24 protein-coding genes and 1 riboswitch are annotated in these 24072 nt (G+C 45.0%); of the genes, 2 read left to right on the top strand and 22 right to left on the bottom strand.

The window, feature by feature from the left end; translation table 11 throughout:
- Positions 1-15: 15 nt before the first annotated feature.
- From miaA to cbiM, 7 genes are all read right to left on the bottom strand, one after another.
- Positions 16-963, bottom strand: a complete 948-nt coding sequence (gene miaA / locus ACTQ50_RS12630; RefSeq protein WP_441484517.1) for a tRNA (adenosine(37)-N6)-dimethylallyltransferase MiaA — start codon at positions 961-963, stop codon at positions 16-18.
- A gap of 71 nt (positions 964-1034) precedes the next feature.
- Positions 1035-3185, bottom strand: coding sequence for a DNA mismatch repair endonuclease MutL (gene mutL / locus ACTQ50_RS12625; RefSeq protein ID WP_441484516.1), 2151 nt, complete (start codon positions 3183-3185; stop codon positions 1035-1037).
- A gap of 73 nt (positions 3186-3258) precedes the next feature.
- Positions 3259-5892: a DNA mismatch repair protein MutS gene (gene mutS / locus ACTQ50_RS12620; RefSeq protein WP_441484515.1), complete on the bottom strand. Its 2634-nt coding sequence runs from the start codon at positions 5890-5892 to the stop codon at positions 3259-3261.
- Positions 5893-6172: 280 nt separating this feature from the next.
- Positions 6173-7879 carry a MutS-related protein gene (locus ACTQ50_RS12615; protein ID WP_441484514.1) on the bottom strand — a complete coding sequence of 569 codons (1707 nt, stop codon included), beginning with the start codon at positions 7877-7879 and terminating at the stop codon, positions 6173-6175.
- 170 nt (positions 7880-8049) lie between these two features.
- The gene (locus ACTQ50_RS12610) at positions 8050-8718 is read right to left on the bottom strand and encodes an energy-coupling factor ABC transporter ATP-binding protein (RefSeq protein WP_441484513.1); all 669 of its coding nucleotides are present in this window, start codon (positions 8716-8718) and stop codon (positions 8050-8052) included.
- A 38-nt stretch (positions 8719-8756) separates the two neighbouring features.
- Positions 8757-9572 (bottom strand): energy-coupling factor transporter transmembrane component T family protein, encoded by an 816-nt coding sequence (locus tag ACTQ50_RS12605; protein WP_441484512.1) that lies wholly within the window; start codon positions 9570-9572, stop codon positions 8757-8759.
- A gap of 2 nt (positions 9573-9574) precedes the next feature.
- Entirely contained in the window at positions 9575-10579 is a 1005-nt protein-coding gene (gene cbiM / locus ACTQ50_RS12600) for a cobalt transporter CbiM (protein ID WP_441484511.1), read from the bottom strand.
- 548 nt (positions 10580-11127) lie between these two features.
- Positions 11128-11225, top strand: a riboswitch (THF riboswitch).
- Between the two features lie 71 nt (positions 11226-11296).
- Here cbiM and ACTQ50_RS12595 point away from each other — a divergent pair.
- Positions 11297-11863 (top strand): folate family ECF transporter S component, encoded by a 567-nt coding sequence (locus ACTQ50_RS12595; protein ID WP_441484510.1) that lies wholly within the window; start codon positions 11297-11299, stop codon positions 11861-11863.
- 191 nt (positions 11864-12054) lie between these two features.
- On the opposite strand, the gene ACTQ50_RS12590 is transcribed toward ACTQ50_RS12595, so the two are convergent.
- Positions 12055-13941, bottom strand: coding sequence for a beta-N-acetylhexosaminidase (locus tag ACTQ50_RS12590; RefSeq protein ID WP_441484509.1), 1887 nt, complete (start codon positions 13939-13941; stop codon positions 12055-12057).
- Between the two features lie 328 nt (positions 13942-14269).
- On the opposite strand from ACTQ50_RS12590, the gene ACTQ50_RS12585 reads away from it, so the two are divergent.
- Positions 14270-15067 (top strand): carbon-nitrogen hydrolase family protein, encoded by a 798-nt coding sequence (locus tag ACTQ50_RS12585; RefSeq protein WP_441484508.1) that lies wholly within the window; start codon positions 14270-14272, stop codon positions 15065-15067.
- A gap of 310 nt (positions 15068-15377) precedes the next feature.
- On the opposite strand, the gene ACTQ50_RS12580 is transcribed toward ACTQ50_RS12585, so the two are convergent.
- The 14 genes from ACTQ50_RS12580 to ACTQ50_RS12515 form a co-directional block, all read right to left on the bottom strand.
- Positions 15378-15668 (bottom strand): hypothetical protein, encoded by a 291-nt coding sequence (locus ACTQ50_RS12580; RefSeq protein ID WP_441484507.1) that lies wholly within the window; start codon positions 15666-15668, stop codon positions 15378-15380.
- 332 nt (positions 15669-16000) lie between these two features.
- Positions 16001-16153 (bottom strand): hypothetical protein, encoded by a 153-nt coding sequence (locus ACTQ50_RS12575; RefSeq protein WP_441484506.1) that lies wholly within the window; start codon positions 16151-16153, stop codon positions 16001-16003.
- Between the two features lie 59 nt (positions 16154-16212).
- Positions 16213-16368: an XkdX family protein gene (locus ACTQ50_RS12570; protein WP_441484505.1), complete on the bottom strand. Its 156-nt coding sequence runs from the start codon at positions 16366-16368 to the stop codon at positions 16213-16215.
- Positions 16358-16525, bottom strand: a complete 168-nt coding sequence (locus ACTQ50_RS12565) for a hypothetical protein (protein WP_441484504.1) — start codon at positions 16523-16525, stop codon at positions 16358-16360. The genes ACTQ50_RS12570 and ACTQ50_RS12565 overlap by 11 nt, the downstream gene beginning before the upstream one ends.
- Positions 16485-17555, bottom strand: coding sequence for a reverse transcriptase domain-containing protein (locus ACTQ50_RS12560; RefSeq protein WP_441484503.1), 1071 nt, complete (start codon positions 17553-17555; stop codon positions 16485-16487). Before ACTQ50_RS12560 ends, ACTQ50_RS12565 begins: the two co-directional genes overlap by 41 nt.
- Before the next feature lie 313 nt (positions 17556-17868).
- Positions 17869-18288, bottom strand: coding sequence for a hypothetical protein (locus ACTQ50_RS12555; RefSeq protein WP_441484502.1), 420 nt, complete (start codon positions 18286-18288; stop codon positions 17869-17871).
- A 45-nt stretch (positions 18289-18333) separates the two neighbouring features.
- Complete coding sequence (locus ACTQ50_RS12550; RefSeq protein ID WP_441484501.1) at positions 18334-19545, bottom strand: DUF6273 domain-containing protein; 1212 nt, start codon at positions 19543-19545, stop codon at positions 18334-18336.
- 4 nt (positions 19546-19549) lie between these two features.
- The gene (locus ACTQ50_RS12545; RefSeq protein ID WP_441484500.1) at positions 19550-19747 is read right to left on the bottom strand and encodes a hypothetical protein; all 198 of its coding nucleotides are present in this window, start codon (positions 19745-19747) and stop codon (positions 19550-19552) included.
- A gap of 14 nt (positions 19748-19761) precedes the next feature.
- Entirely contained in the window at positions 19762-20139 is a 378-nt protein-coding gene (locus ACTQ50_RS12540) for a phage tail-collar fiber domain-containing protein (protein ID WP_296835727.1), read from the bottom strand.
- Between the two features lie 17 nt (positions 20140-20156).
- Complete coding sequence (locus ACTQ50_RS12535) at positions 20157-21470, bottom strand: hypothetical protein (RefSeq protein WP_441484499.1); 1314 nt, start codon at positions 21468-21470, stop codon at positions 20157-20159.
- Between the two features lie 10 nt (positions 21471-21480).
- Positions 21481-22614: a baseplate J/gp47 family protein gene (locus ACTQ50_RS12530; protein ID WP_441484498.1), complete on the bottom strand. Its 1134-nt coding sequence runs from the start codon at positions 22612-22614 to the stop codon at positions 21481-21483.
- Positions 22611-23042, bottom strand: a complete 432-nt coding sequence (locus ACTQ50_RS12525) for a DUF2634 domain-containing protein (RefSeq protein WP_441484497.1) — start codon at positions 23040-23042, stop codon at positions 22611-22613. Before ACTQ50_RS12525 ends, ACTQ50_RS12530 begins: the two co-directional genes overlap by 4 nt.
- Positions 23039-23320: a hypothetical protein gene (locus ACTQ50_RS12520; RefSeq protein ID WP_441484496.1), complete on the bottom strand. Its 282-nt coding sequence runs from the start codon at positions 23318-23320 to the stop codon at positions 23039-23041. Before ACTQ50_RS12520 ends, ACTQ50_RS12525 begins: the two co-directional genes overlap by 4 nt.
- Positions 23313-24068, bottom strand: coding sequence for a hypothetical protein (locus tag ACTQ50_RS12515; RefSeq protein WP_441484495.1), 756 nt, complete (start codon positions 24066-24068; stop codon positions 23313-23315). The genes ACTQ50_RS12520 and ACTQ50_RS12515 overlap by 8 nt, the downstream gene beginning before the upstream one ends.
- Positions 24069-24072 lie beyond the last annotated feature (4 nt).

The following is a 24072-nucleotide window of genomic DNA, read 5'->3' as shown; positions in this document are numbered from 1 at the left end:
CCTCCATTTTTTGTGTTAGCCAAGCATTCCTTTTTCGCGGCAAATACTCAGCATATACTCTAACATTTTATCCTCGTTATACCCGAACTCATCTTTATTCACCCACACTGTTTCCGGCTCCCTGCGGAACCAGGTGAGCTGGCGTTTGGCAAAGTGCCGGGTGTCGCGCTTCAGGATCCGCACAGCCTCTTCCAGCGGCATTTCTCCATCCAGATAGGCCAGGATTTCTTTATACCCAAGCCCCTGCATGGAAACCATACCTCTGTGGTAGCCCATGTCCTTTAGTTTCTGGACTTCTGCCACAAGACCGCTGGTCATCATTTCATCCACCCGCTTATCAATGCGCTCATACAAAGGCTCCCGGGGTGCATTCAGCACAAAATATGCCAGATTATAGGGGCTGGTCCGTTCCTGCTGTTCTTCATTGTGTGCGGAAATAGGGCTGTGGTTCTGATGGTAAAATTCCAGGGCACGAATTACACGCTTCGTGTTGTTCTCGTGAATGGCTTCGGCGCTTTTGGGATCCACCTCCGCCAGCATCTGGTGAAGATATGCGGCGCCTTTTTCCTGGGCAAGCGCCTCCAGACTGGCCCGATATCCATCGTCCTGTTCAGCCTGGGTAAAATCAATGTCCCGGGTCACCGCCTGAATGTAAAAGCCGGTTCCGCCTACCAGAATGGGAATGTGACCCTTGGCGTAAATCTTTTCCATGGCTTCTTTTGCCATCTGCTGGAAACGCACAATGTGAAATTTTTCCTCCGGCATCAGCTCATCTACCAGATAATGGGGAACTCCCTGCATTTCTTCTGGCATGATCTTCGCAGAACCGATATCCATATATTTATAAACCTGCATGGAATCTGCAGATATGATCTCACCGCCAACTGCTTTCGCCAGGGAAATAGACAGCCTGGTCTTTCCCACGGCGGTTGGGCCGGTGAGGACAATAAGAGGTTTTTTCATAATCTCTCCTAAACTAAGCACTTCAATCTCTTCATCGTTACTGATTTCTCGAAGCACTTTCTGCAAAACAGTTACACAATTCGCTTAAATTTCTTCTCAATTTCCGTCTTCGTCATGGCAATGATGGTAGGACGACCATGAGGACAATTGTATGGATTGTCCAGGGTGAGAAGCTCGTCGATCAACTTATCCGCTTCCAGGGCGGACATCTGGTGGTTTCCTTTGACCGCAGATTTGCATGCCATGGTAGCCAGTCTCGCTGTGAAAAGGTCAAAGGCATCCTTCGTGCCTTCCCCGCCCAGATTATCCAGCATTTCCAGAAACAGTTCTTCTTCGTGGAAACCATAAAGATTGGTTGGAACTGCACTGATACAGTATTCCCGTCCGCCGAAGGGTTCAATCTCAAAGCCGTATTGTGTGAAATATTCTTCGTTGGCTTTTAATTTCGCCTGCTCGTCCATGTTCAGGGTTACTACAAGAGGCGGATTTAAATACTGAGATTCAATGGACTGTTCTTTAAAACGCTTTACAAAGCGCTCGTAGTTTACCTTTTCGTGGGCTGCATGCTGGTCAATAATATAAAACTGGTTTTCAAATTCAACCAGCCAGTAAGTGTCAAACAGCTGTCCGATCAGCTTGTGGCGGCTTCTGGATTCCGGAGCCAGAAGCTTCTCCTGGAAAAGTTCCAGCTGCTCAGACGCAGCTTCTTCAGACTGTAAAACTGGTTCTACCGACTGAGTCTGCAGCTCTTTTGCCTCTGAATCAACCGCATTTGCAATTTCTTTAGCTCCTTCTAATTCTTTTGGTTCAAATTCAGTTTTCGCTGATTCTGTATTTCCTACCGCAGATACATTGCCAGGGGTATCCTGATTTCCAGCCTCTCCTGCACTCTTTGCAGCAGCTTTCTCATCCGCTTCCACAGCAGCCTTCAAAGTACCGGCAAAAAGAGCATCCTCTTCTTTACTGAACGGTTTGGACTGATAAATCGCCTGTTCCCGGAGCATATTGCCTGCCTGATAACCAGAGCTGCTGCTATAGTTTCCAACGCCGCTCGCCGTACCAGCACTTTGGCGAAATGAATTTCCAGTCTGTGCAGAACCATTTCCGTTCACATTTCCACGGCTAAACTCCATTCTTCTGCTTTTCTCAAAAGGCTCCGGAACTGCACCGCGGCTCACTGCTGCCGTCTTTGATTCCCGCTCTTCTTTTCCAACCGGAACAACCGGGATCAGTTCTCTATGAAGAAGCGCATTGTGCACCGCCTCATAAATAGCATCGTAAACCTCAGCACCTCTTGCAAAACGCACCTCCAGTTTCCGGGGATGAACGTTTACATCCAGATCATTTCCTGTCATCTGGATCTGTAAAGACACGAATGGGAATTTGTGCTGCATCACAAAGCCCTTATATGCGTCTTCAATGGCCTTTGTGATAATATTGTTTTTCACAAATCTGCCGTTTACATAGTAGTTCTCAAAGCTTCGGTTTCCTCTGGAAACCTCCGGCTTACCGGCATATCCCTCAATTTTCATAAAATCATTTTCGTAGGAAACTTCCAGAAGGGCCTTTGCCATATCTCTGCCATATACATTGTAGATCACATCTTTTACATTGTAATTGCCAGAAGTATGCAGCTTCACCTGTTTGTTCTGAATATATTTAAACGAAATTTCCGGATGGGAAAGAGCCAGCTGTTCCATCATGGTTCCAATGTAATTTGCCTCTGAGGAATCGGATTTCAGGAATTTGCTTCTGGCCGGTGTGTTATAAAAAAGGTTCCGCACCAGGAATGTGGTTCCATCTGGAGCTCCCATTTCCTCAAGGCTCTGCTCTACACCGCCTTCGATCACGTAACGCACACCGCTGATGGCGGAAGGTGTCTTTGTGATCAGTTCCACCTGGGAAACTGCGGCAATACTGGACAAAGCCTCACCACGAAATCCCAGTGAGGCTATGTTTTCCAGATCTTCTACTTTTTCAATTTTGCTGGTGGCGTGGCTTAAGAATGCTGTAGGTACCTGAGCAGCCTCAATTCCCCCTCCGTTGTCTGTAATACGGATCAGTTTCTTTCCCCCATCTGTAATCTCTACGGTTACAGCAGTTGCACCAGCGTCAATGGAGTTTTCTACAAGCTCCTTTACAACAGAAGAAGGGCGCTCTACCACCTCACCTGCTGCAATTTTATCAATGGTATGTTTGTCTAAAACTGCGATTTTTCTCAAGTTTTTCTCTCCATATAAAAGCAGGCTGACCGCTGCTGTTTTACAGGCTTTTCCTATAAACAGCAGCTACCAATCACCATCTGTTCTTTATCTTATTCTGAAGATTGTACAAAGTATTTAAAGCTTCCATTGGAGTCAGGTTTCCAATATCAATGCTTTTCAGTTCTTCAATAATATCGTTATCCTGCACTGTGTCAAATAAAGACATCTGTGCCATATCCATCTCTACCTTTGGCTTCTTCTTTGGAGAAGTAAGATCCTTTACTGCAGCCGTAATGTCTGCATCACTTAACTCCTCAACCAGTTCTTTCGCTCGATTGATAACGGAATCCGGCACACCTGCCAGCTTCGCTACCTGTATTCCGTAGCTCTTATCGGCACCGCCCTGTACGATCTTGCGAAGGAAAACAATGTCGTCCCCTTTTTCTTTTACGGCAATGCAGTAGTTAGTAACTCCGGAAAGTTTTCCCTCCAGCTCTGTCAGCTCGTGATAATGAGTGGCAAACAAAGTTTTCGCACCGCAAAGCTTGGTATTGCTGATATGCTCGATCACCGCCCAGGCAATGGCAAGTCCGTCAAAGGTACTGGTTCCGCGGCCGATCTCATCCAGGATCAGCAGGCTCTTTGCAGTTGCATTTCGAAGGATGTTGGCCACTTCGGTCATTTCTACCATAAAGGTACTCTGTCCGCTGGCCAGGTCGTCGGATGCACCCACACGGGTAAAGATCCTGTCTACAATTCCCACCGTAGCTTTATCCGCCGGGACAAAGCTTCCGATCTGCGCCATAAGTACGATCAGCGCCGTCTGACGCATGTAGGTGGATTTACCAGCCATGTTCGGACCGGTGATAATGGAAATCCGTTTCTTATTGCTGTCCAGATATGTATCGTTGGCAATGAACATGTCATTGTCGATCATCTGTTCTACAACCGGATGACGGCCGCCTTTGATGTCGATCACGCCGCCTTCGTTTACCTTCGGGCGTACATAATGATTCCGTTCCGCTACAAGAGCCAGGGAAGCAAATACATCAAGGCCGGCGATTGCCTTAGCTGTACGCTGGATCCTTACAACTTCCTCGCCAACTTTATCGCGAACATCGGAAAATAGCTGATATTCCAGGGCATAGAGCTTATCCTCTGCTCCAAGGATCATGTTCTCAAGATTTTTCAGTTCCTCGGTAATGTAACGCTCCGCATTGGTTAGTGTCTGCTTGCGGATGTAGTTCTCCGGTACCAGATCCTTGAATGTATTGGTAACCTCAAGGGCGTAGCCGAATACACGGTTGTATTTGATTTTCAGGGATTTGATTCCGGTACGCTCCCGTTCCTTTGTTTCCAGCTCTGTGAGCCATTTTTTTCCATCGGTGCGGGCGCTGCGGAATTTATCCACATCTTCGTTAAAGCCTTCACGGATAATACCTCCATCTTTTTGTGCAAGGGGAGGTTCATCTACAATGGCGCGCTTGATCAGGTCTGTAATATCTTCGAGGCTGTCCATGTCCTCATAGATTTCCTTTAGGATGGGGGCCTGAAAATCTTTCAAAACCTGTTTAATATAAGGGATCATTTCCAGGGAAGAAGCAAACGCTACCAGATCCCTTGGATTGGCAGATTTGAAGCTGATACGGCTGACAAGGCGCTCCAGGTCATAAACAGGATTGAGATATTCCCGGATCTCATCACGGAGCATTGGCTTCTCATTTAATTCTTCAAGGGCTTCCAGTCTGCGGTTGATCTCCTGAGCGTCGATCAGCGGCTGTTCTACAAAGGAGCGAAGGGTACGGGCCCCCATGGCTGTCTTGGTCTTATCCAGTACCCATAGGAGGGAGCCTCTTTTCTGCTTTTCCCGAAGGGTTTCTACCAGTTCCAGATTCCGGCGGCTGGAGCTGTCAATGAGCATATAACGCTCAGCTGTGTATGGACGGATCGTCGTCATCTGGGAGAGAGCCGTTTTCTGAGTTTCCTTAAGATACAAAAACAGCGCTCCGGCAGCAATGATTCCGCTGTCATAATCGCTGATTCCAAGGCCTTCCAGATTGGTTACATGGAAGTGTTCTTTTAATTCCTTTCTGCAGGTATCGTCGTCAAAATACCAGGCGTCCAATGAGAAAATACAGATTCCAAGGCGTTCTTTTAAGTCATCTGTGTCAACACCACTCATAAAAAAGGAGTCATTACATATGATCTCAGCCGGGCCAAATTTGTTGATCTCGTCAACCAGCTTCTGGCTGTTTGGGACTTCTGTGAGGAAGCAGTCACCTGTGGTAATATCCGCTATGGCACAGCCGAAACGATCTGCTATGGAGACGATCGACATCAGGTAATTGTTCTTGGATTCATCCAATGAGGTTGCATCCAGAGTAGTTCCTGGGGTAACCACACGGATAACTTCACGTTTTACAAGCCCCTTTGCCTTCTTAGGATCCTCCACCTGTTCACAGATGGCAACCTTATGTCCACGCTCGATCAGACGGTTGATGTAAGTATCGACTGCATGGAAAGGGATTCCGCACATAGGTGCACGCTCTTCCAGACCGCAATCCTTACCAGTAAGCGTTAGTTCCAGTTCTTTGGATACCAGAAGGGCATCGTCAAAAAACATTTCGTAGAAGTCGCCGAGTCTATAAAAAAGAATAGAATCCTTGTAATTTTCCTTAGTTTTACAATATTCTCTCATCATCGGCGACATTTTTTCGTTATTCATAAAACTCCTTATTTCATGCGGCTTATCGCCGCTTTATCTTAAATTTGACCATGTCTTTACATTGTAAAAACATGGTCAGTGAATAGTTAATTTGTATTTTTGAAACTTTTTCAATTTTAACATAAATGCTTCAAAGGTTCAAGGTAGTGTGATGAGAAAATTTTCGCAGAAAACTAGTTCTAACAGCATTTCAATAAGGATATTTGTATCATGAATGGCATTTTGGCTTTCTGCGATTTAAAGATTTCCATACTTATATCTTCAAATTTGAGTCTCGAATTTATAAGGCATCCCAGATTCCCTTATTTTCAAAATTAGATGCCGCATTTCGCGCACTCTCTACAATTTCCTTGTCATAACCTAACATATCCAAAAGCTGAATCGCATTTCGGGATGTGGCTCTTCCCTTTTTCAGGACATAGGAGAATACCACCTCTTTTTCCTGTACTTCTTCCTCAAAATGATAGTTTTCATACCGGGAATCCAAAATGTACGACAGTTCTATGTCATGAGTAGCAGCAAAAGGCAGCACCCATTTTTGCCGAAGTGCATTTAAAATTCTGGATGAAGCAGCAATCCGCTCAACCGTATTGGTACCTCGAAGCACTTCATCAATAATACATAAAAGCGGCTCCCTTTTCTTACTTTCCTCCAGGATCCGTTTCAGCGACTTAATTTCTACGATAAAATAGCTTTCTCCACTTTCTATATCATCCCGCAATGCCATAGATGTCATAACTTTCAAAAACGGTGCCTGGTAGGATGAACAAGTACAGGTAACAAGCGTCTGGGCAAGAATACTGTTCATTGCAACATTTTTTAGGAATGTAGATTTTCCGGATGCGTTAGAACCGGTTACCAAAGTTCCTCCAGCTGCTTGAAAGCTATTGGCAACCGCCTCCTGAAGCAGCGGGTGATACAGATCTTCTACGGACATTTCAATCTGCGCGGCACCACTTTCCCAGCTTTTAAACTCAGGTTTGCACCAAAGTGTAAGAAGTTCCCGAAAAGATGCAATGGAAATACACGCGTCCAGTTCTCCAATATTATCGATAAGCTTCAGAATAGAGTCCGTTTTGTCCTGAATTTTCTTCAAAAGACCGTTATAAACCAGAATGTCTATATGAGTCAGCATTCTGATATAGTCCATAAGAATCTGTGCCGGATCTCCTCCATCTGTATTTTTACTGGTCAAAAAGAATGCTTTCCGGTTAAGACCTTTAAACACCGCTCTGGCTTCTGCAATAGCAGCCATCTGCTTTCTTGTTTCTGGCCATTGCACGTTTTTCATTTTCTCTGCAACAGATAACATTCGAAGCAAGTGTGCATAACAATCCAGGTAAGCTTCGATTAGTTTTCGGTCGTTGCCTGCATAATAAATTGTAATATTTGTTACCATTAAGACTATGAAGCCAAAAAAACCAACTACCGGCTTTACAGGTAAAAGCACTGCAACATTCAACACCAGCAGGATCAACATAAACCAATGGATTCCTGTTTTTACCTTAGGGGAACTTTTAAGAGCCAATACCGTATCCGACAAAGAACCTAATCTGGTTTTTCCAATCTGTGACAGAAGCAGCTGCATATGCTCCCGTTCTTTTTCATGCTTGGAGAAAAAATCTATCAGCTCTTCTCTCTTGTCTATTTCATCCTGGGAAAATACCGGTCTACGCATCATATCATAAAGAACATCTTCCCCGGGAGAAGAAATTGTCTGATTTACCATCTTATAAAGGCGGTCCATATCCAGATCATTCCAGGTAATATCGTCTATTGTAAAACCTTCTTTCTCCCTTCGTCTAAAATAATGGGAAATCTGCTCAATATCACCAGGTTCGTATTGCCGGGTAAACGGCTTCCCCCAGTTTCTTCGAATCTTATTTAAAATCCGCTTTTTATTTCTATAATTTTCATATATGATCCATAAAGCAAATATCAAAAGACACACTGCTATTGTCAGGATTACGGATACATATGGATTCATTCCAGTTCACCCCTATCTATTCTAAATGAATACTTTTTAATAAAAATGCCAGTGTTTTTCCTGCTGTTATAAGAAATTTTTCATGTTCCTCTCTCCTCTAAACATTTTACACTATTTTAAACGGAACAAAAGAGTAAAAAATTTCAAATACAGAAAAACAGATTCCCTTCTTAAGTCATTTTCAATTCATGTTCTTCATTCATGTATGCAAATTTAGTGCCTAAGATACTGGCAAGCTGCCGATTATGGGTAATTGTGATCAGCGTTTTCCCTGCCTTGTGAAAGTTTTTCAAAAAATCCAATAGCATGTCCTGTGTCTTTTCATCCAAACCGGCAAGAGGCTCATCCAGGATCAACACTTGTGGATTCAGGGAAAGAATACAGGCTAGGGAAACCTTCCGCTTCTCCCCACCACTTAAATGATAGGGTGGGCGTTCTTTTAACTTTTCTATCCCGAACAATCTAAGGCAATCTTCTGTTCTTCTTTTGACTTCCGTATCCGGTAAGCCCATCTGTATGGGACCAAACGCCACCTCTTCCTCTACACTTCCACAAAAAAGCTGTGTATCTGCATTTTGGAACACGTATCCCATTTGCTGATGAAACCATTTGGCAAAACGGATGTCTTTTAACGATTTTTCCGTGATCTCATGTTCCAGATAGTGATAGCTTCCCTCAGTTGGAAAGATAATTCCATTTAACAGCTTGATAAGCGTTGATTTCCCACATCCGTTTGGGCCTTGTATTACCAGAGAGTCTCCCTTTTCAACATGGAGATTTACATACCGAAGTGCAATCTCCTTTTCATAAGCAAAACATACATTTTCAAGTCTGATCATAACTGCCTCCCATTTATATCCATTTGGACAAATCTCTGCTATCGGTTCAGATATGCAAACATAGCTACACATCCAAGCATAAGGAAAATGTAAAACAAATCCGCCCGATTCAATTGGTGTTTTTGTTCCATCTGATATTCCCCGGTAAAACCACGGCAGCACATGGCCGCATGCATTTCTTCTGCCATTTCCTCTGACTTTATAAAAGTGATTCCCAAAATTCCGGATAAAGCCTTTGCTTTTTTGGGGTTCTTTCCTACAGATCTGAGTCTGACAGCAGTCAGCATATCGGAACAGACCTCTCCCAAAACTGAAATGTATTTTAATGTAATATCCAGAGTGAAAACAAATAAAGACGGAATATGAAACGCCCGCAGACTTCCAGTTAATTTATTCCAGGAAGTTCCTGCTGACAAAATTCCCATAAGGGTTACCGATACATATACCCGGAAGGTAATGTTCATCAGCGTCTTGGGATTTCCGGAAAACACAGAGGGAAGGAGAATTAAAACAGACAGAAGAACTGCTCCTATGGTTCCGCTTAAAATCTGCCGGATTGCAGACACCTGAAAAAAAGCAAGCCTTACCGTTACCGCTGCACACATAAACAATACGAACAGATAATTATGGGAACAGGCTGTAAGAAAAATATATAAGATCGTATAAAACAGTTTCAAGGAAGGACTGGCAGAAATTCTGCCATCCTTCCCTTCCTGAAACTGCAGTCTGGAAAGCACAGATAAAAGGGCTTTTGTGCTTTTGGTTATAAATGCATCCTTATCCTTAGATGGGACATAGGGTTCCTGGCTGTACATCCAGTCAGGAAGCTGATTCTCTTCTTTGTAATTTTCCATTGTCATGCAGCTTTCTTTTTGAAATCTACTTTTTCTTTCATAACAGAAGAAATCAGTTTAAATATGATCACCAAAAGTGCTGCCCCCACCACTGCTGAAAGAATATAAGCAGTCCATTCTGGCATTCCAGACATGGAATAGTCCGGGAACAAAGCAGATAATGTAAATCCGTTTTCCATTCTTGCCGGTGTATAGCCAAGCTGGGTGCCTTTGCTTATCAGAGACGCAATTTCATCCACGCCCCATTCTCCCCATGCAGTACCGGTTGCCAGAAGTCCAAGGGGTGTCAGCACGATCAGGGCTGCCATTAACATATATAACGGTTTAAATGCGGTTTTGTCCGGAATCTCGTCCAGTGCTTTAGGCGTAACTTTTTCCACAAAAGCCAATACTGCTGCTGTTAGCACGATCTCCGCAAGACCAAATAAGGTAATATGGCCGATCATCATAGCAGGAATAGAAACGCTTAATGGGTACGGGCAGTAAAGAGCCTGTCCTTCTGCGCTTTTAAACAACAATGGCTGGATTCCAAATTCAACAGCGGCACAAAAAGCGGCAGCATTGATTCCTACATAAGAACCAATTGCAGCACTAAGTTTTCTCATACCTGTCTTCTTTAAAAGCAGTTTATACAGGAAAAATCCAAGATAAGGTAATACAAATGCCATGTTAAAACAGTTTGCCCCAAACGCAAGGATTCCCCCATCTCCAAACAAAAGTGCCTGGATCAGCAAGGCAATGGAGACGGAAATACATCCTGCTGCGGGATTTCCGGTAAGAATTGCGATCAGGGTTCCTCCTACCGCATGTCCGGTTGTTCCTCCCGGGAGGGGAATATTAAACATCATCCCCAGGAATGAAAATGCAGCTCCAATGCCAAGAAGCGGCATCTTGGATTTCGGGATTTCTTTTTTCACTTTATTGATGGAATATCCCCAGACTGGAACCATAGCAGCGGTCATTACAGCGCAGGTGGAGGGGCTTAAATAGTTTTCGGGTATATGCATGGATATACTTCCTTTCCCATAATATTTTATTCGGTGCGCTCCTCGTAATGATAGTATTGTAGCACTGCTCTTTTACAGCAACAACCCACCCTGGGGGGTCTGAACCTATTCTAATTCGGAATGGATCTGGCTCTTTTTTTCATACCAGCCAGCCAAATACGTCCAGATCAATGCCGCATTTTTTCCGTTCTATTTTTTACTGCCGCCTTTACCAATAGCATCATACTACGCGATTTTTTAACATTTTATTGTTTCAGGAAGCCCAATTTTATTGTAATTAAGTAAATTATCCATAATAATTCTTATTGAGCTGTTCCATTGCACTTTCTAATAAAATCAGCGCTGCTCCTTCTGCGACTTCCTGTTCCGCTTCATATATTGCCTGATTGAAATTGTATCGTAATTATGAACCCGTGTAAATTGATATTTGTATTTTCTGACACATCTCCGAAACCGTATCCGACTTTGTTGTACCATTTTATCTAATTTTACATATTTTTTTCTTGCTTTTTCCAGTAATCTGCTATATACTGCCCCTTGTAAAGTAATGCAGAGTAAATTCATGAGCGTAAAGTGCCTTCCGGATGGAGAGTTGCCGGAGGACGAAAAGAGAAATCTTGCGGTTCGTGGATTGCTTCTCGCTGCAACAGAAGATAAATATGAATCCATAAATTATCTCCTATTGTGAGCGAAAAAAGAAAAGGAGGTAATTTTTTTATGGAGAAAACAAAAAACATGTTTCTCACTTCAGCCAAAGAGCTGAAAACCACTTCTACCCTGGCAGTCTGTGCAATGCTTGCTGCCCTGGCACTGATCTTAAATTCAGTTGCTTCTATCAACATCGGTCCCTATGTAAAAATTGGATTTTCCGGTATTCCAAATCAGATTGCTGATTATCTGTTTGGACCTATTACTGGATGTCTGTTTGCCGGTGTGCTGGATATTGTGAAATTCTTTATCCGCCCGGATGGACCATTTTTCTTTGGATTTACCTTTAATGCAATGCTTGCGGCATTTATTTACGGATGTTTTTACTACAAGCATAAGCTCACCTTCCTCCGTGTGCTGGTTGCAAAGCTGGTAGTCGTTCTGATCGTAAACGTCCTGTTAAATACCTTATGGCTGGACATGCTCTACGGAAAAGGCTTCCTAGCAATCCTTCCAATGCGTACTGTAAAGAACTTGATCATGTGGCCAATTGATTCCTTTATCTTCTTTACCATCACAAGACTGATTGAACAGACAGGAATTTTTAATCTTTTTAGGAAACCGGCTGTCAACTGATTTTATTTGTAAACTACATATTTCAATTATAAAAAAAGCAGCGGATATTTGACCTTTGTGGAAAGTCAAAATATCCGCTGCTTTAATATTATTATACTACCCAAAAGAAAAGTGACTATCTCATGGAAAACAACTGCTGTAGTTTTAGCTGCTCGGTCGAAGCAACCGAAAACAATCGGTCTGTCTGCTTTTTATATGGTATCGATCAGGTCACTTCCACTGATGATCTGGCTCCAGCGGTTTTCCCGCTTGTCTGCATTTTTCTCAAAGTATGGAAGACGCGCCTCTTCCAATTCCTCCAGACACGGGATGCTTCCCTCCAGATACTTTTTCACTCTGCGCCTGGTGCTATTAAGTCTGGTGAGCACAGCTCCTAGCTTCACATCCATCAGTTCATAGCCAAAGGGCTTTGCCTCTGACATCCACAGGTCTTCCCTTAAGATTTTCATCTCTTCCAGATTCTGAATGGTTTCTGGAATTTCTTTTTCACAGATTTCCTTTAAAGCCAGCAGCTGGTTCTTATCATAGGCTGCTTTCATGCGTACACCAAGATCTGCCTTATCTGACAGCACAGCTGCCAGCTTTTCATAATAGGTAAATAGCGCTGCATATTCTGGAGAGTTCTCCTGGCAGGCTGCCATCTGCTCCTTTAATTTCTCATAGTAGGCACCTGTGTCAACACCGCTCATCACCACCTCCTGGTCAAAAATCCCTGCCAGTGGATCCTGATACAGAAGATATTTGGATGGATTCTGCGCTTCCTGATTTGCCTTTCCACTTAAGAACAACGAGTCGAAAGCATCCAAAGCCATGAAGTCTTTCAGATTTCCGCCCACGCACTCCTTAAACTCTTCTTCCAGTACCTTTTCATTGTATTCCTGATGGAATCCAAGATGTGCAAACAGTGCCACTCCTGGCCATACTGCATCCACTGGGGTTTCTGCACCATTATCCATCCAGGCGGTACAAAGTACCTCTTTCATCTGGTATTTCTTGCAGGTCTGAAGGGCTGCCTTTGTGCAGGCAAAGGTCTTGGAGTAATTGGGCGCGATTCCATTCCAGATCCAGGATCCTCCTGCAAAGATCACATCATCGGAAAGCTGCTTGTGAATGTTCAGCATTTTTTCATAAGCTTTCTCATCATCATGGTAATAATCCCAGTATACCAGACCAAGCCCTTTTTCCGGCTTTTCCCAGGAAGAACAATCCGCATCAGCAGGCACTTCGTAATAACCGCCGTTTGTATTGGCTGTGATATACATATCACTCCAGATCATAGGCTCCAGACCAAGTTTTTTACAGATTGCAAGAACACGTTTGCAATGTTCTCTGACAAGGACAGAACCCTTTTCGTAACCGTTTTCTTTCAGATATTTTCCAAGTCCCAGAAGGACAGCTTCATCCATACCAAGATGTACACGACGGGTGGAGAAAGAATCTTTTACGCTTTGAAGCAGCTTCTCAATAAATACATAGGTTTCTTCTTTTCCCACGATCAGAACATCTGCAGAATCTTTGATCTCATTTTTAACAGGCCATTTCAGGGCATTGTGTAAATGTGCCAGAGTCTGGATACAGGGAACCAGCTCGATTCCAAACATGGAAGCATATGCATCCATTTCCTGGATTTCAGCTTTCGTATAGCGTCCACGGTAACTGCCGAAATAGAATTCTCCAGGTACTTCGTAGGTATCCTCTGTATACAACATCAGTACATTCATTCCCATTTTGGCAAGTGTCCGGATCATGGATTTTACTTTTTCTACTGTAAATACAGCATTTCTGGAACAGTCCAGCATAAATCCATTTCGTTCAAAATATACCGTTTCCTGATTTTCATATGTATCTGTCTTTAAATGATGGACGGCCTGATTCAGGCCTCTGTAATAATGGGCTGCTTCTTTACAGATGATCTGGATCTTGTTTTCCTCTCGTTTTACAGTGAGCTGTAGTTTCTGTTCAAAATTAACCTGTATTTCCAGATTTTTTGGAATTTGCGGCATTCCTTCCAGTAATGCTTCTGTACCCGCCTTTAGTTTTTCACATTCCATAACAGAAGGTGCAAACGAAATCTTCATGGCTTTCTCCCTCCTCTTGTCGTTGCATTCTAGTAAATCCGTTTTAGTATACACCCGTATTTTCCTGTTTGTCTATGAACAGAACAATAGGAAACATGGACAAAATGAGAGACCAGAATTCACGCATCTTGTAATCGGAAGCCTGTATGCCCGGATATTGGATTTTCAATTCTTGTTCCGTATTGTAAGTTAGTTGCAGCTTACCATTATTTTTTCTTACTTTCAAGTAAACAACTTTTCTTTTTGCCGCCAAAATGCTATATTAGTAAAATAAATTTCGAAAAGCAATGAACTTAAACAGCACAACTTAAACAGGAGGGAAACCGTATTGAAGATTGCACTTTATCAGATGAAAAATAATGGAAGTATTCGCGAAAATTTGCAAGCCAGCATACAGGTCATAAAAGAAGCTGCCTCGCAACATGCAGATTTAATTCTTTTCCCAGAGGTACAGCTTACAGAATTCTTTCCCCAATATCCCGGTCAGGATGTTTCCGGATACCAGATCTCTCCTGATTCTGAAATTGTAAAAGCCTTTTGCAACGCTGCCAGAGAAAACAGGATCATGGTGGTTCCAAACCTTTATTGGTATGAAAATAAAAATGCTTATGACGCCAGCCTGCTGATCCAAAAAGACGGTACCATTGCCGGTCTCCAGAAAATGGTACATATTGCACAGGCTAACCAGTTTTTCGAACAGGATTATTATACGCCTTCTGATGATGGGTTTAAAGTTTTTGATACAGAGTATGGAAAAATAGGGATTGTTGTATGCTTTGACAGGCATTATCCAGAAAGTATCCGTACAGAAGCTCTGATGGGCGCTGATCTTATTTTGATCCCTACCGTCAATACCAAAGCAGAACCATCTGAGATGTTTGAATGGGAGCTTAAGGTTCAGGCATTCCAGAACAGCGTGTTTATTGCCATGTGCAACCGCGTTGGTGCAGAGGGAAACATGGATTTTTCAGGGGAATCTGTACTTATTGATCCAAATGGAACTACCATTTTGAAGGCGGATGACCAGGAACAGATTCTGTATGCGGATCTGGAGCTGTCCCTCGCTGGTGATGTCAGAAAACAACGTCCATATACAACCCTTCGAAGAACAGACTTTTACCTCTGAATCCTTCTAAAATAATCGTACACGGTACTAGCTATTTACCGTGTACCTTTCATCAATCCACAATTTCATCTGGGAAGAAGTATTTCTCGTTTGCTCCATCATCAAGGTAATCGTTCCCGTTCTCGGCAAGAAAATCTTCGATATAATCATAATCAAATCGCATTCCACGTGCCTGCGGATAATCAGAAGCTTCCCAATATGTGTTAGTTTCCAGATTCCATAGGGACCAGGAACAAGCTTTTTATGAATAGCTCCACATTCAGGGCACATAAAAGTGGAAATAAGGAATCTGCTATGACATACCGGACAATCAGATCGAATCTTTTTTTAAAAGATACATTCTGTCGATAAGCCATACAATCGTAAATACAATATATGTAAGGATCATTACCATGGTGGTAATAGCACCATGTGTCAATCCAAACACTGTGCAAAGGATTGTACCAATAACATAAATACAGATATCGGCAATGATTAGATAAATAATACCAAAAAGGCTTTTTATGCCACCCCAAATACCATCACTATCGCCTTTAAACCCTTTTGCAGTATTACTTACTTTTTCGCCAGAAGCAGAATTATACTCAACCCTTCTTTGCAATTTTTTTACTCGGCAAATTATTTTTTGCCATTTTTCTCACAAAATCCATAACATAATTTTACATTTTTACCTATTATCTGTCAATATTTTAGTTTAAATTTTGTCGTTTTTCACCAAAAAAGATAAATTAGAGTCCACTTTTAAATCATAATCTCGTTCATGTAAATGTAACTATATTTCTAAACCGATAAATTCTTCCGCCAATACACAAAAAAAATGATAATATGCAAAAAGTCTGTAGCCGCTCAAAATTCGCGTCAAAACTTCTCAACTTTCTTGTCAAAAGTTTTCCGCAAATATTTCCCGATTTAGGCACAAAAAAACAGGGGCTGTTATTCCCCTGTTTTGACATTTATTTTGGAGTCAACTGAGTAGCAATCTATCCCGTTTTCTTCCATGTATTTGACGATCAGATCGTTCAGATCATTCAGCATAGTCCCATTTGCAGGAACGCACATCTTTACTCTCAAAAGGATCTCTTCCATTCCTACTCCTTAATCGCCACGCCCATCCCTGCAAGAGCCGGATGTCGTGGCGTTGTAGATTACTCTCGTTCCTCTACGAAGGTCTCTCCTGTTATTTCCTCATACTCTTCAGGTGTGAGTTTTCCATCGTATACAAGGGCGGCAACCATCTTCTTGGTCCAGAACCCGTTTTCATAGAATCTTTTGTACTTCTCAATCTTCTTTTTACTGTTCATAGCCCATTCCCTCACTTTCTGAATCATCTGGAAGCTCTACGTCAGCAGCCAGGGCGATATATTCCATTATTGCCTCCTGGCGTTCCACGTCAGCCTTCAAACCTTCTTTTTCGCGGCTATCCGCGATTGTTCCGCTGAGTCTCCTGTATTCCATCATTGTCGTTGTCCTCCCATAAATTTCTGTAAAATTCTCTCATTTTCTTTTGAAAATTATATGAGTCACCATAGGAAGCATGTCTCATCCATGAATCAAAATGCTCGTCAACCTGTTCCCGTGTCTTTTCGCCTTTCTTCACCAGTCCAGCCATCCTCCGTAGCTTCCTACGTTCATGCTTCACCTTTTTCGGATCAATGTGTACCATAGCCTTTCCGGTGTCCGTCAGATAGAACCAGAAGCCCAGGAACAGGACCCCTTTTCTCAGGCTGTATATTTTAGTCTTTTTCTTATTCAGCTTCATGTCCTTCTCTGCAAGTTTTCTTTCAATCACCTCCAGACAGGTCTCCAGCTTCTCTCTTTCGTGGTGCACCATAACTGAATCGTCCATATATCGCTCATAAATCTCCATCAGGAGTCTTTCTTTTATGTAGTGATCTAGGTCGTTCAGAGCTGTGATGCCGACGATCTGGACGATCTGGCTACCTGGATTGAAGCCAACTTCTCCCGGAAAGTTATCCAGGATCCTGGCTGCCATCTGGTAGCTTTCATCCGGAAGATACTTCCGCAGGGTAGCCTTTGCCACGTCATGGGTCATGTTTGGGTAGTAGCCTTTTATATCGCATTGCAGAACCCATCCATCAGCTCCGTGTTTCCGGTAATATCTTTGTAGGAAGCATTTCAGCCTTTCTCTTGCCAGATCAGGTCCTTTTCCAGTCTGACAGGCGTGGTTATCATAAATAAAGGATCGTGTGCATCTCGGATATATCTCCACATCATTCAGAGACCGCTGATACACCCTGTCCCGAAATGCTATGCTCATGATCTCCCGTTCCTTAGGTTCCATCACCTTGAAGAACTTCGGAGGTCTCTCCTGGTATGTGCCATCATGCAGCTGTCTTTCCAGCTTCCCGATCTCTCTCATCCAGTTATGGACGAAGAACGCGGTGCTGTCCTTCCACATGACGCCTTTCTTGCATTTCATCATGGAATTATACAGTGCTTCATAGCCTATTATATCTTCTGTATCCATTCCATCTCCCCGTCGTTGTCGCGGCGTGGATAGCGGTACCAGCCCGCAGGCTGACCGCATCGCCGTTCTATTGTTCACCACCGTAGTGGCAGGGCTTTCGGCTCCTTGCATACTTCATTTCCCTGCAACCTCACTATGTGAAGTCTTTTCGCACGTCTAAAGTATCCAATCCGGGGCGCACCGATTCGCGTTGATCGCGTTGTTGTTGTTGACGTTGCCCGACGCGTTCACATTCCACGTATTGTTGGCGTTGCCGCGATTAGCTGAACGCAGTCGCACGTTCTGCGGTGAGATAACAGCCTACTGCCCTATGTCAACGTCTCAGGGATTTCATTCTCCTGGAACGGTCGGCATCTGAATCTCTCCATTTTTGAAGTAAATCATGCACTTCTACAATTAAATCATCCCAGTATTTTACCCGTTTCATTCGCAGATGGAAGACCATCTTTGCAATTTGTATCTCTGATCGAAGGCTCTCGCATTCTGCAATAGCTATGTTCTGGAGCCGGTTTCTCTCCACTCCGGCCTCAGGCGTTTTGAACGGGATGTTATTCGCCACTCTCGTCCTGTGGTATATGTCTGTCGCATACGCCACGATCTTCTTCGTCGTGTCTTCGTGGTCCGGTGTAAATACCTTGTGATTATCTGTTATGTTTACGGTATAGGTCGCAAGCTCCAAGGCTTTCGTCTGTGCGTCGAACTTGCCTTCCCCTCTTTCGTCTTTTCGTACCATTTCTGTCTCCTCCACGGGCGGAGGTGTCCGCCCGTGATTAGCCGATTAGCAGATTACGCAAGCCGGGGCGCACCGAAACGCGTCGATCGCGCTGCTGGTGAAGACGTAGCCCGACGCGGTCACAAACCACGCATCGTTGGCGAGGCCGCGAAGAGCTGAACGCAGCCGCACGTTCTGCGGTGAGAGATGGTTTTCAATCGCGAAGGTTCTGATCTGCGGATATGTCTGGTACTGTTTCATCTTGGCAGCCAGTCCGGAAGCATGTTTCCAGTAAGGGCAAGCCTCACCTTCTCCGGCTAACTGTGGCTCGATGTACATTTCTTCCAGGGACAGAGGGAAGAACCTGTCATAAGTAACTTCCGTCTCTCCGTCAGCTTTGTCGGTTACGGTATTCAGGGCTGTGACCACTTTGACCGGCTGGATACACTCCAGGAAGTCAACCTCGAATCCTTTCAGGAATCCATCCTTCTGGGACAGCTGATCAGGAGCTCTGTCGTAGTCGTTCTGTGAAGTCCACCACTCTCCAGCGGCTGCATCACTGTTCAGCCACTGTCTGTATGCGCTCTGGCTCCATCTGTTGTAGCCATAGGCCAAACGGTGCAGGCTGTTCACCTTTCCATCGCCAGCAGGGAGGAAGGTTCCAAGGTTCGTACCGCCAGATCCGGCTGTCACGGACACCGTTTCAATAGCTGCACTGTTTCCGTCTGCAAAGGAATATACTTTCCAAGCTGTCGGAGCCTGGTCTGGCATTCCATAGAATCCAGCCAGCAAACCGCCCGCTGGTACCGGCTTCGTCAGTGTGAACTGGTAGGTCTCGTTTATCTTGCAGTTGTTTCCCCAGTTCGCTCCAACAATGATGTTGTAGGTGCCTGCTGGAAGTTCTGACTCTGCTTTGTAGAATGCTTCGTACTGGTCAAACTGTACGCCGAACGGTGTCGCATAATGCCACTGTAAATAAAGACCAGGAACCTCTGATCCATCCTTCAGGGTGACGTTTGCAATCTTGACCATGTTCATCGGTACAGAATAAGTCGTTCCGGTTTTGGTATCTGTCCATGGAACGATGACCTGGTCGCCGATCTGGAACACATCCGCAGCTTTTCCAGACTGCACGATTCTTCTGATCTCCTGCATAGTTATCACTTTCTCCAGGTTGCTCCCTACTTCTATACCTTTCAGGACAGCCAGTGTATGGAGTTTTTCAGCTATGTCCTTTCCTGTTCTGTCTGTCAATATTGCTTCAGTTAATTTGCTCATTTCTTTATTCCTCCTCATAAGTTACACACAGTTTTCCGTCAACCACGGAAAGTCCAAGATCAGCGATCTTCTGGACGATGGCTGCATCGTTTCCCAGGAACTGTCTGTGTGCTTCATTCCAGTTTTCGTATAAATCAGTGGTATCTATGTCCCACTCTTTCATTTCCGGCTTGTATTCCGGAGTGTATTTCAGATTGCTCATGTCACGCCTCCGTATTATGAGTAGTGGTTGCGGATCCGGTAGGTCTCTTTGATGTCGTCTTTCTGCTTCGGAAGGAAATTCAGGAAGCAGATTGGATCCCCGTCTGAATCAATCAGCATCATCTCGCTGATCTTGCTTCCTACGCATTCGTTTTCTGCAAGGACAAGGGCATATTCATAGCAGGCGTCGTCCACCTTTTCGGATGCTGTGTATGCTCTTCGGATAACTTCTGTGTTCAGCTTAGTCGCAGATCCAGCTGGTGTCTTCACGTTTCCGCTTCCATCTACACCGCCGGTCCCCAGTGCGATCTGGGCGACTGTGGCGATCTTTCCCGCGCTGTGTGTCGCCTGGGCGATCTTCTTTCTATGAACATCTGAGATAGTGTACTTCATTTCATTCTCCTCTCTGTTTACCCGATACTTCCAGATCCCTGGGCTACCGTGTAAACGTCAAATAAATAGTCTTTTCTTGCTTCAATCCGTCCGGTCAGGGTGCTGAGTGTTCTGGATCCATCCAGTTTCCTGCTTCCATCCAGTCTCCTGCCGTACCAGAATTTCACTGTCATTCTCGCTGTTGAAGCCGCTTCTGGGAGTACGTTCATTTGTACATCCATCACGTTCTCCAGCTCCTGCTCGGTGGTTTTAATGATTTTATTCTGCACATCTAGCAGGTATCCAGTGTCTCCTTCTATCCTTCCTACAGCTCCGCTGAGTGTTCTGGATCCGTCCAGCTTCCTGCTTCCAACCAGATGCCTGGCCGGGAAGAATATAGTTGTCATTCGGATCCCGTAGGCCGGAGTTATATCCTGTTCCTGTCTCGCTGCCATGTGGTACTCATTCCTAACTTCCGGATGCCATTTCCATGTCTCTCTCACCTGGAAAAGGAAATCACTGGCAAGGCTGATCAGCACGTCTGTATTCCGCAGATACCTGGCATTCATCAGAATCTCATATTCCTGGTCTTGAACCATCTTATGTTCTGCAAGAGCTGTGTACTCAGTAAAAGCCTGTACCATGAAAGAGACCTGTGTCTCCGTCTGGAATAAGTAGTCCGGTAGTAGTTCAATCTGGCCTACCGAATAGGAGAGCGTTCTGGATCCATCCAGTTTCCTGCTTCCGTCCAGATATCTCTGCTTATAGAAATGGCTGCGGAGCAGATAGGTTGTATCCATCTCGCTGATCAGTTTGTTCCACACGTCCGCATAGTACCGGATAAGGTAGTTGTCTTTCGATGTAGACTCTTTCTTGTCTCGGACTTCCCGGATCAGGTTGGCGGTGCTGGTCGGCTGCGGGTTCGCTACATCCTCATTGATGATGATAATGAACTCCGCCCACCTGTCCCAGTCTCCGTTGTAACGCGGAAGCCACACATGCTCCACATCTTCGTATCCGATGGAATTGACCGCCAGGATGATGCCGTCCCTCGTTCCTCCAAGTCTCTCCGTCTCGTCATACATGGCGATCCTGGAGCGGAAGGCGTCGTTTGACTCGCCCACATACTGGGTTATCCCATCCGGGCCTCGGTCTTCAGCGTGAATCTGAAGCATGATGTCGCTACAGGTTGCTATTGTCGTCTCGTCTCTGGCCCTCTGAAGGTCGTCCTTTACTTCGTCCCACCAGCCTCCCATGACCTTCGCCCAGATCCACCACTGATTTTGTGCTTTCTTCAGTATCTTGAAGGGCTTGGAGAGTAGATACCAGATATAATCTCTGAATTTATCCATTATCTCCTCCTTATGCCACGTTCAGGACTGTTATTTTGATCTCCCCCGGCACGATAACGGTGCCGATCGGGACGTGAACGTCCTCCGCAGGCTGTGTGATCAGACATTTTCTATACCGCGGAATGTTCGGAAGAAGTGTTCCGATGATGCTATCACGGTACAGTACATTCAGCTCATCCCTGGTTTTAATGTCCATCATGTTCCGGATCAGGCTCTCGATGGTGTCCTGATATCCGGCTGTAGACACGTTCTTTTCAATGTATACCGTGATCTCAATGTCCTGTTTTTGCTGTGTGGAGCTCTTGACTAAATAATCCCCATAGCTTCCAGTCAGCGGTTCGATCGCTTCCTCAACGTCTTCGATCAGCTCCGGGCTGGCTGTTCCACTGTTTCCAGTAACGATGATGTCCACCGTTCCCTGACCTCGCGGATGCTGGGAATCAATATAGGCTACTGCCACGCCAGGAACCTCTTCCACGGTACTCTTCAACTTCCTGTCGATCGTTCGCTCTGCGATCAGGGCCCGGCTGTTAATGCAGCGTTTTCGGAGGTGCTCCGCAGTCTCCTTCTCCTGGCCTTCGTTAGTGATCCAGTCTTCCTCGTTGGTGACTGTGGCATCCCCTTCGATATGAACCATTGATACTGTGATCTTTCCAGCTTCCACATTGTAAGCTGTCCCGATCTCCTCCGCCTGCACCAGCACCTTCTGTGTCGCCTGGTTTGCTGGGAGGATCGTGTCTTCCAGGGCGTAAAACCTCAAATATCCGCCATATGCGTCCGGTGTTGTCCGGAATGGGTGCCCTCTGGCAATTCGGACAGCCTGGCTTGTATCCTTTCTGGTTATCGTCAGATAGCCTTCTGTCTTCTCGCCTTCATCCAGTGTCTTGGAATAGTCTGCGGCTCTGATCTCTACCCAGTCCTCCGGGCAGTGTTTCATAAATGCACTGTTGATCAGATCCACAGCCAGCTGTTTGAGCTGCACACCTATGTGTATAGCTATCCGGAGCAGGATGTAGAACACGCCGCCTTTTGAGAAGTTAGTGATCACGAAACCTGCTTCTTTCAGTTCTTCGATTTTCGCTTCCGTTTCCTCTTCTTCATCCGGTACCCGGATGATCTTGTCCATGATTTCAGACGGTATCATTCGATCGTCACCTCCGCCCCGTCTATTCTAATATCTTTGTTTACTTCTTTTTCGGCATCCAGTGGGCTGTATGTCACCCGTAGAGTCCGCCGTCCTTTGCGGTCTGGCGTGGTGATGCTGGTCTTTATGCTGTCCGGTTCTATATAGTCCCGTTTTGTCAGCTTTTCTCGTGTCCTGGCGTAGATCTCTTCGTTCGCTTCTTCAGAATCCAGTCCGTTCAGGACTGTCCCGTAGCCGAAGCCGTAAGCCCACCGGCCTTCCTCGTCTTCGTGTAGAAGCTCGCCTTCCTCTGTGAGCATTTCCATCCACACATCCTGGATCCAGCAGTCCTCTTCAGATACAAGCCGGACGTCTCCATCTTCTCCCACTACCGGCTGACCATACTGGTCCAGGGCAATGTCGGTGTCGTCTGTTCCGGTCAATCTCACTTTGCATACCTCCCCACGATGTAGGGAGCTATGATGCCATAAAGGAACACAACCACCACAAGCTCGCCTTTTTTACACTCCACATTAGACGCCACAGACGGGATCTCCGGGAAGTTCTTGTCTTCCTGAAGGTTCCTGTCCAGGATCTTCAGTGTGTAGTAATGGTCTTCCACTTTTGTGACTACTGCCACCATTGCTCCGGGGAGGGTGGTGTGTGGGAGTTCTTTCTTCAGATAATCTTTTATCACTGTTTTGACATAATTTTTGAGTTTATCCATCTTCTACCTCCCTGAATGTAATGTACATCTCCATCATTCCCTTGTCGTTCGATTCCACCGTTACGCTTTCAACTTCGCCTACTGCAATGAGGTTTTCGTGGTCGATGTTGATATACTGGGAGTGATGGATCCACGGTACGCCGATTACTTCCGCTGTCCAGGATCCTCCGTTTTTCTCCAGCTCCAGGATGTTGGAATCATTCAGCTCGTACAGGTATTCCTGTTCCGGGCGTTTTCCCCAGTAGAAAGTATCGTCCCAGTAGAAGAACGGCACTTCCAGTCCCCAGGCTGCATTTACCTCCTGGATGGCATCCCGCCCGTTCTTGGAGTCAATCGTCAATGTTTTCTTGGTATCATACAAGTCTTCGCTCAGGATATAGTCCGTAACACCGCAAAGAGTAAGGATGTAGCGTATCGCTTCCTGCGGATGGCAGTCCACGAAGGTCGCTGTGATCTTTGTGTCCAGAAGTCTCCACATCCCGTCCTGGATCAGGAGCTCTGTTCCGTCGTTTTGCCAGTTTCCTCTTCCGTCGATAATGTTCTCGAAGTCTTCCTCGCTCCCCATATCTACCCGGCAGTCGCTGACATCCGCGGTGCTTACCGCCTCCAGCGCGTCCTTTGTAAAAAACACCTTGCAGGTGTCACAGTGTGCCGCTTTGCTGCTTTTGTATTTGATATAGATGCCGTCATTCAGTTCTACAGTCTGAAGGATCAGGTGGTATTCCGGAGCTGTCAGTTTCTTGTACATTTAC

The sequence above is a fragment of the Blautia sp. Sow4_E7 genome, from assembly GCF_052116245.1.
Classification (GTDB): domain Bacteria; phylum Bacillota; class Clostridia; order Lachnospirales; family Lachnospiraceae; genus Blautia_A.
The sequence above is the reverse complement of the archived record's forward strand: the minus strand, read 5'-3'. Positions and strand labels throughout refer to the sequence as shown.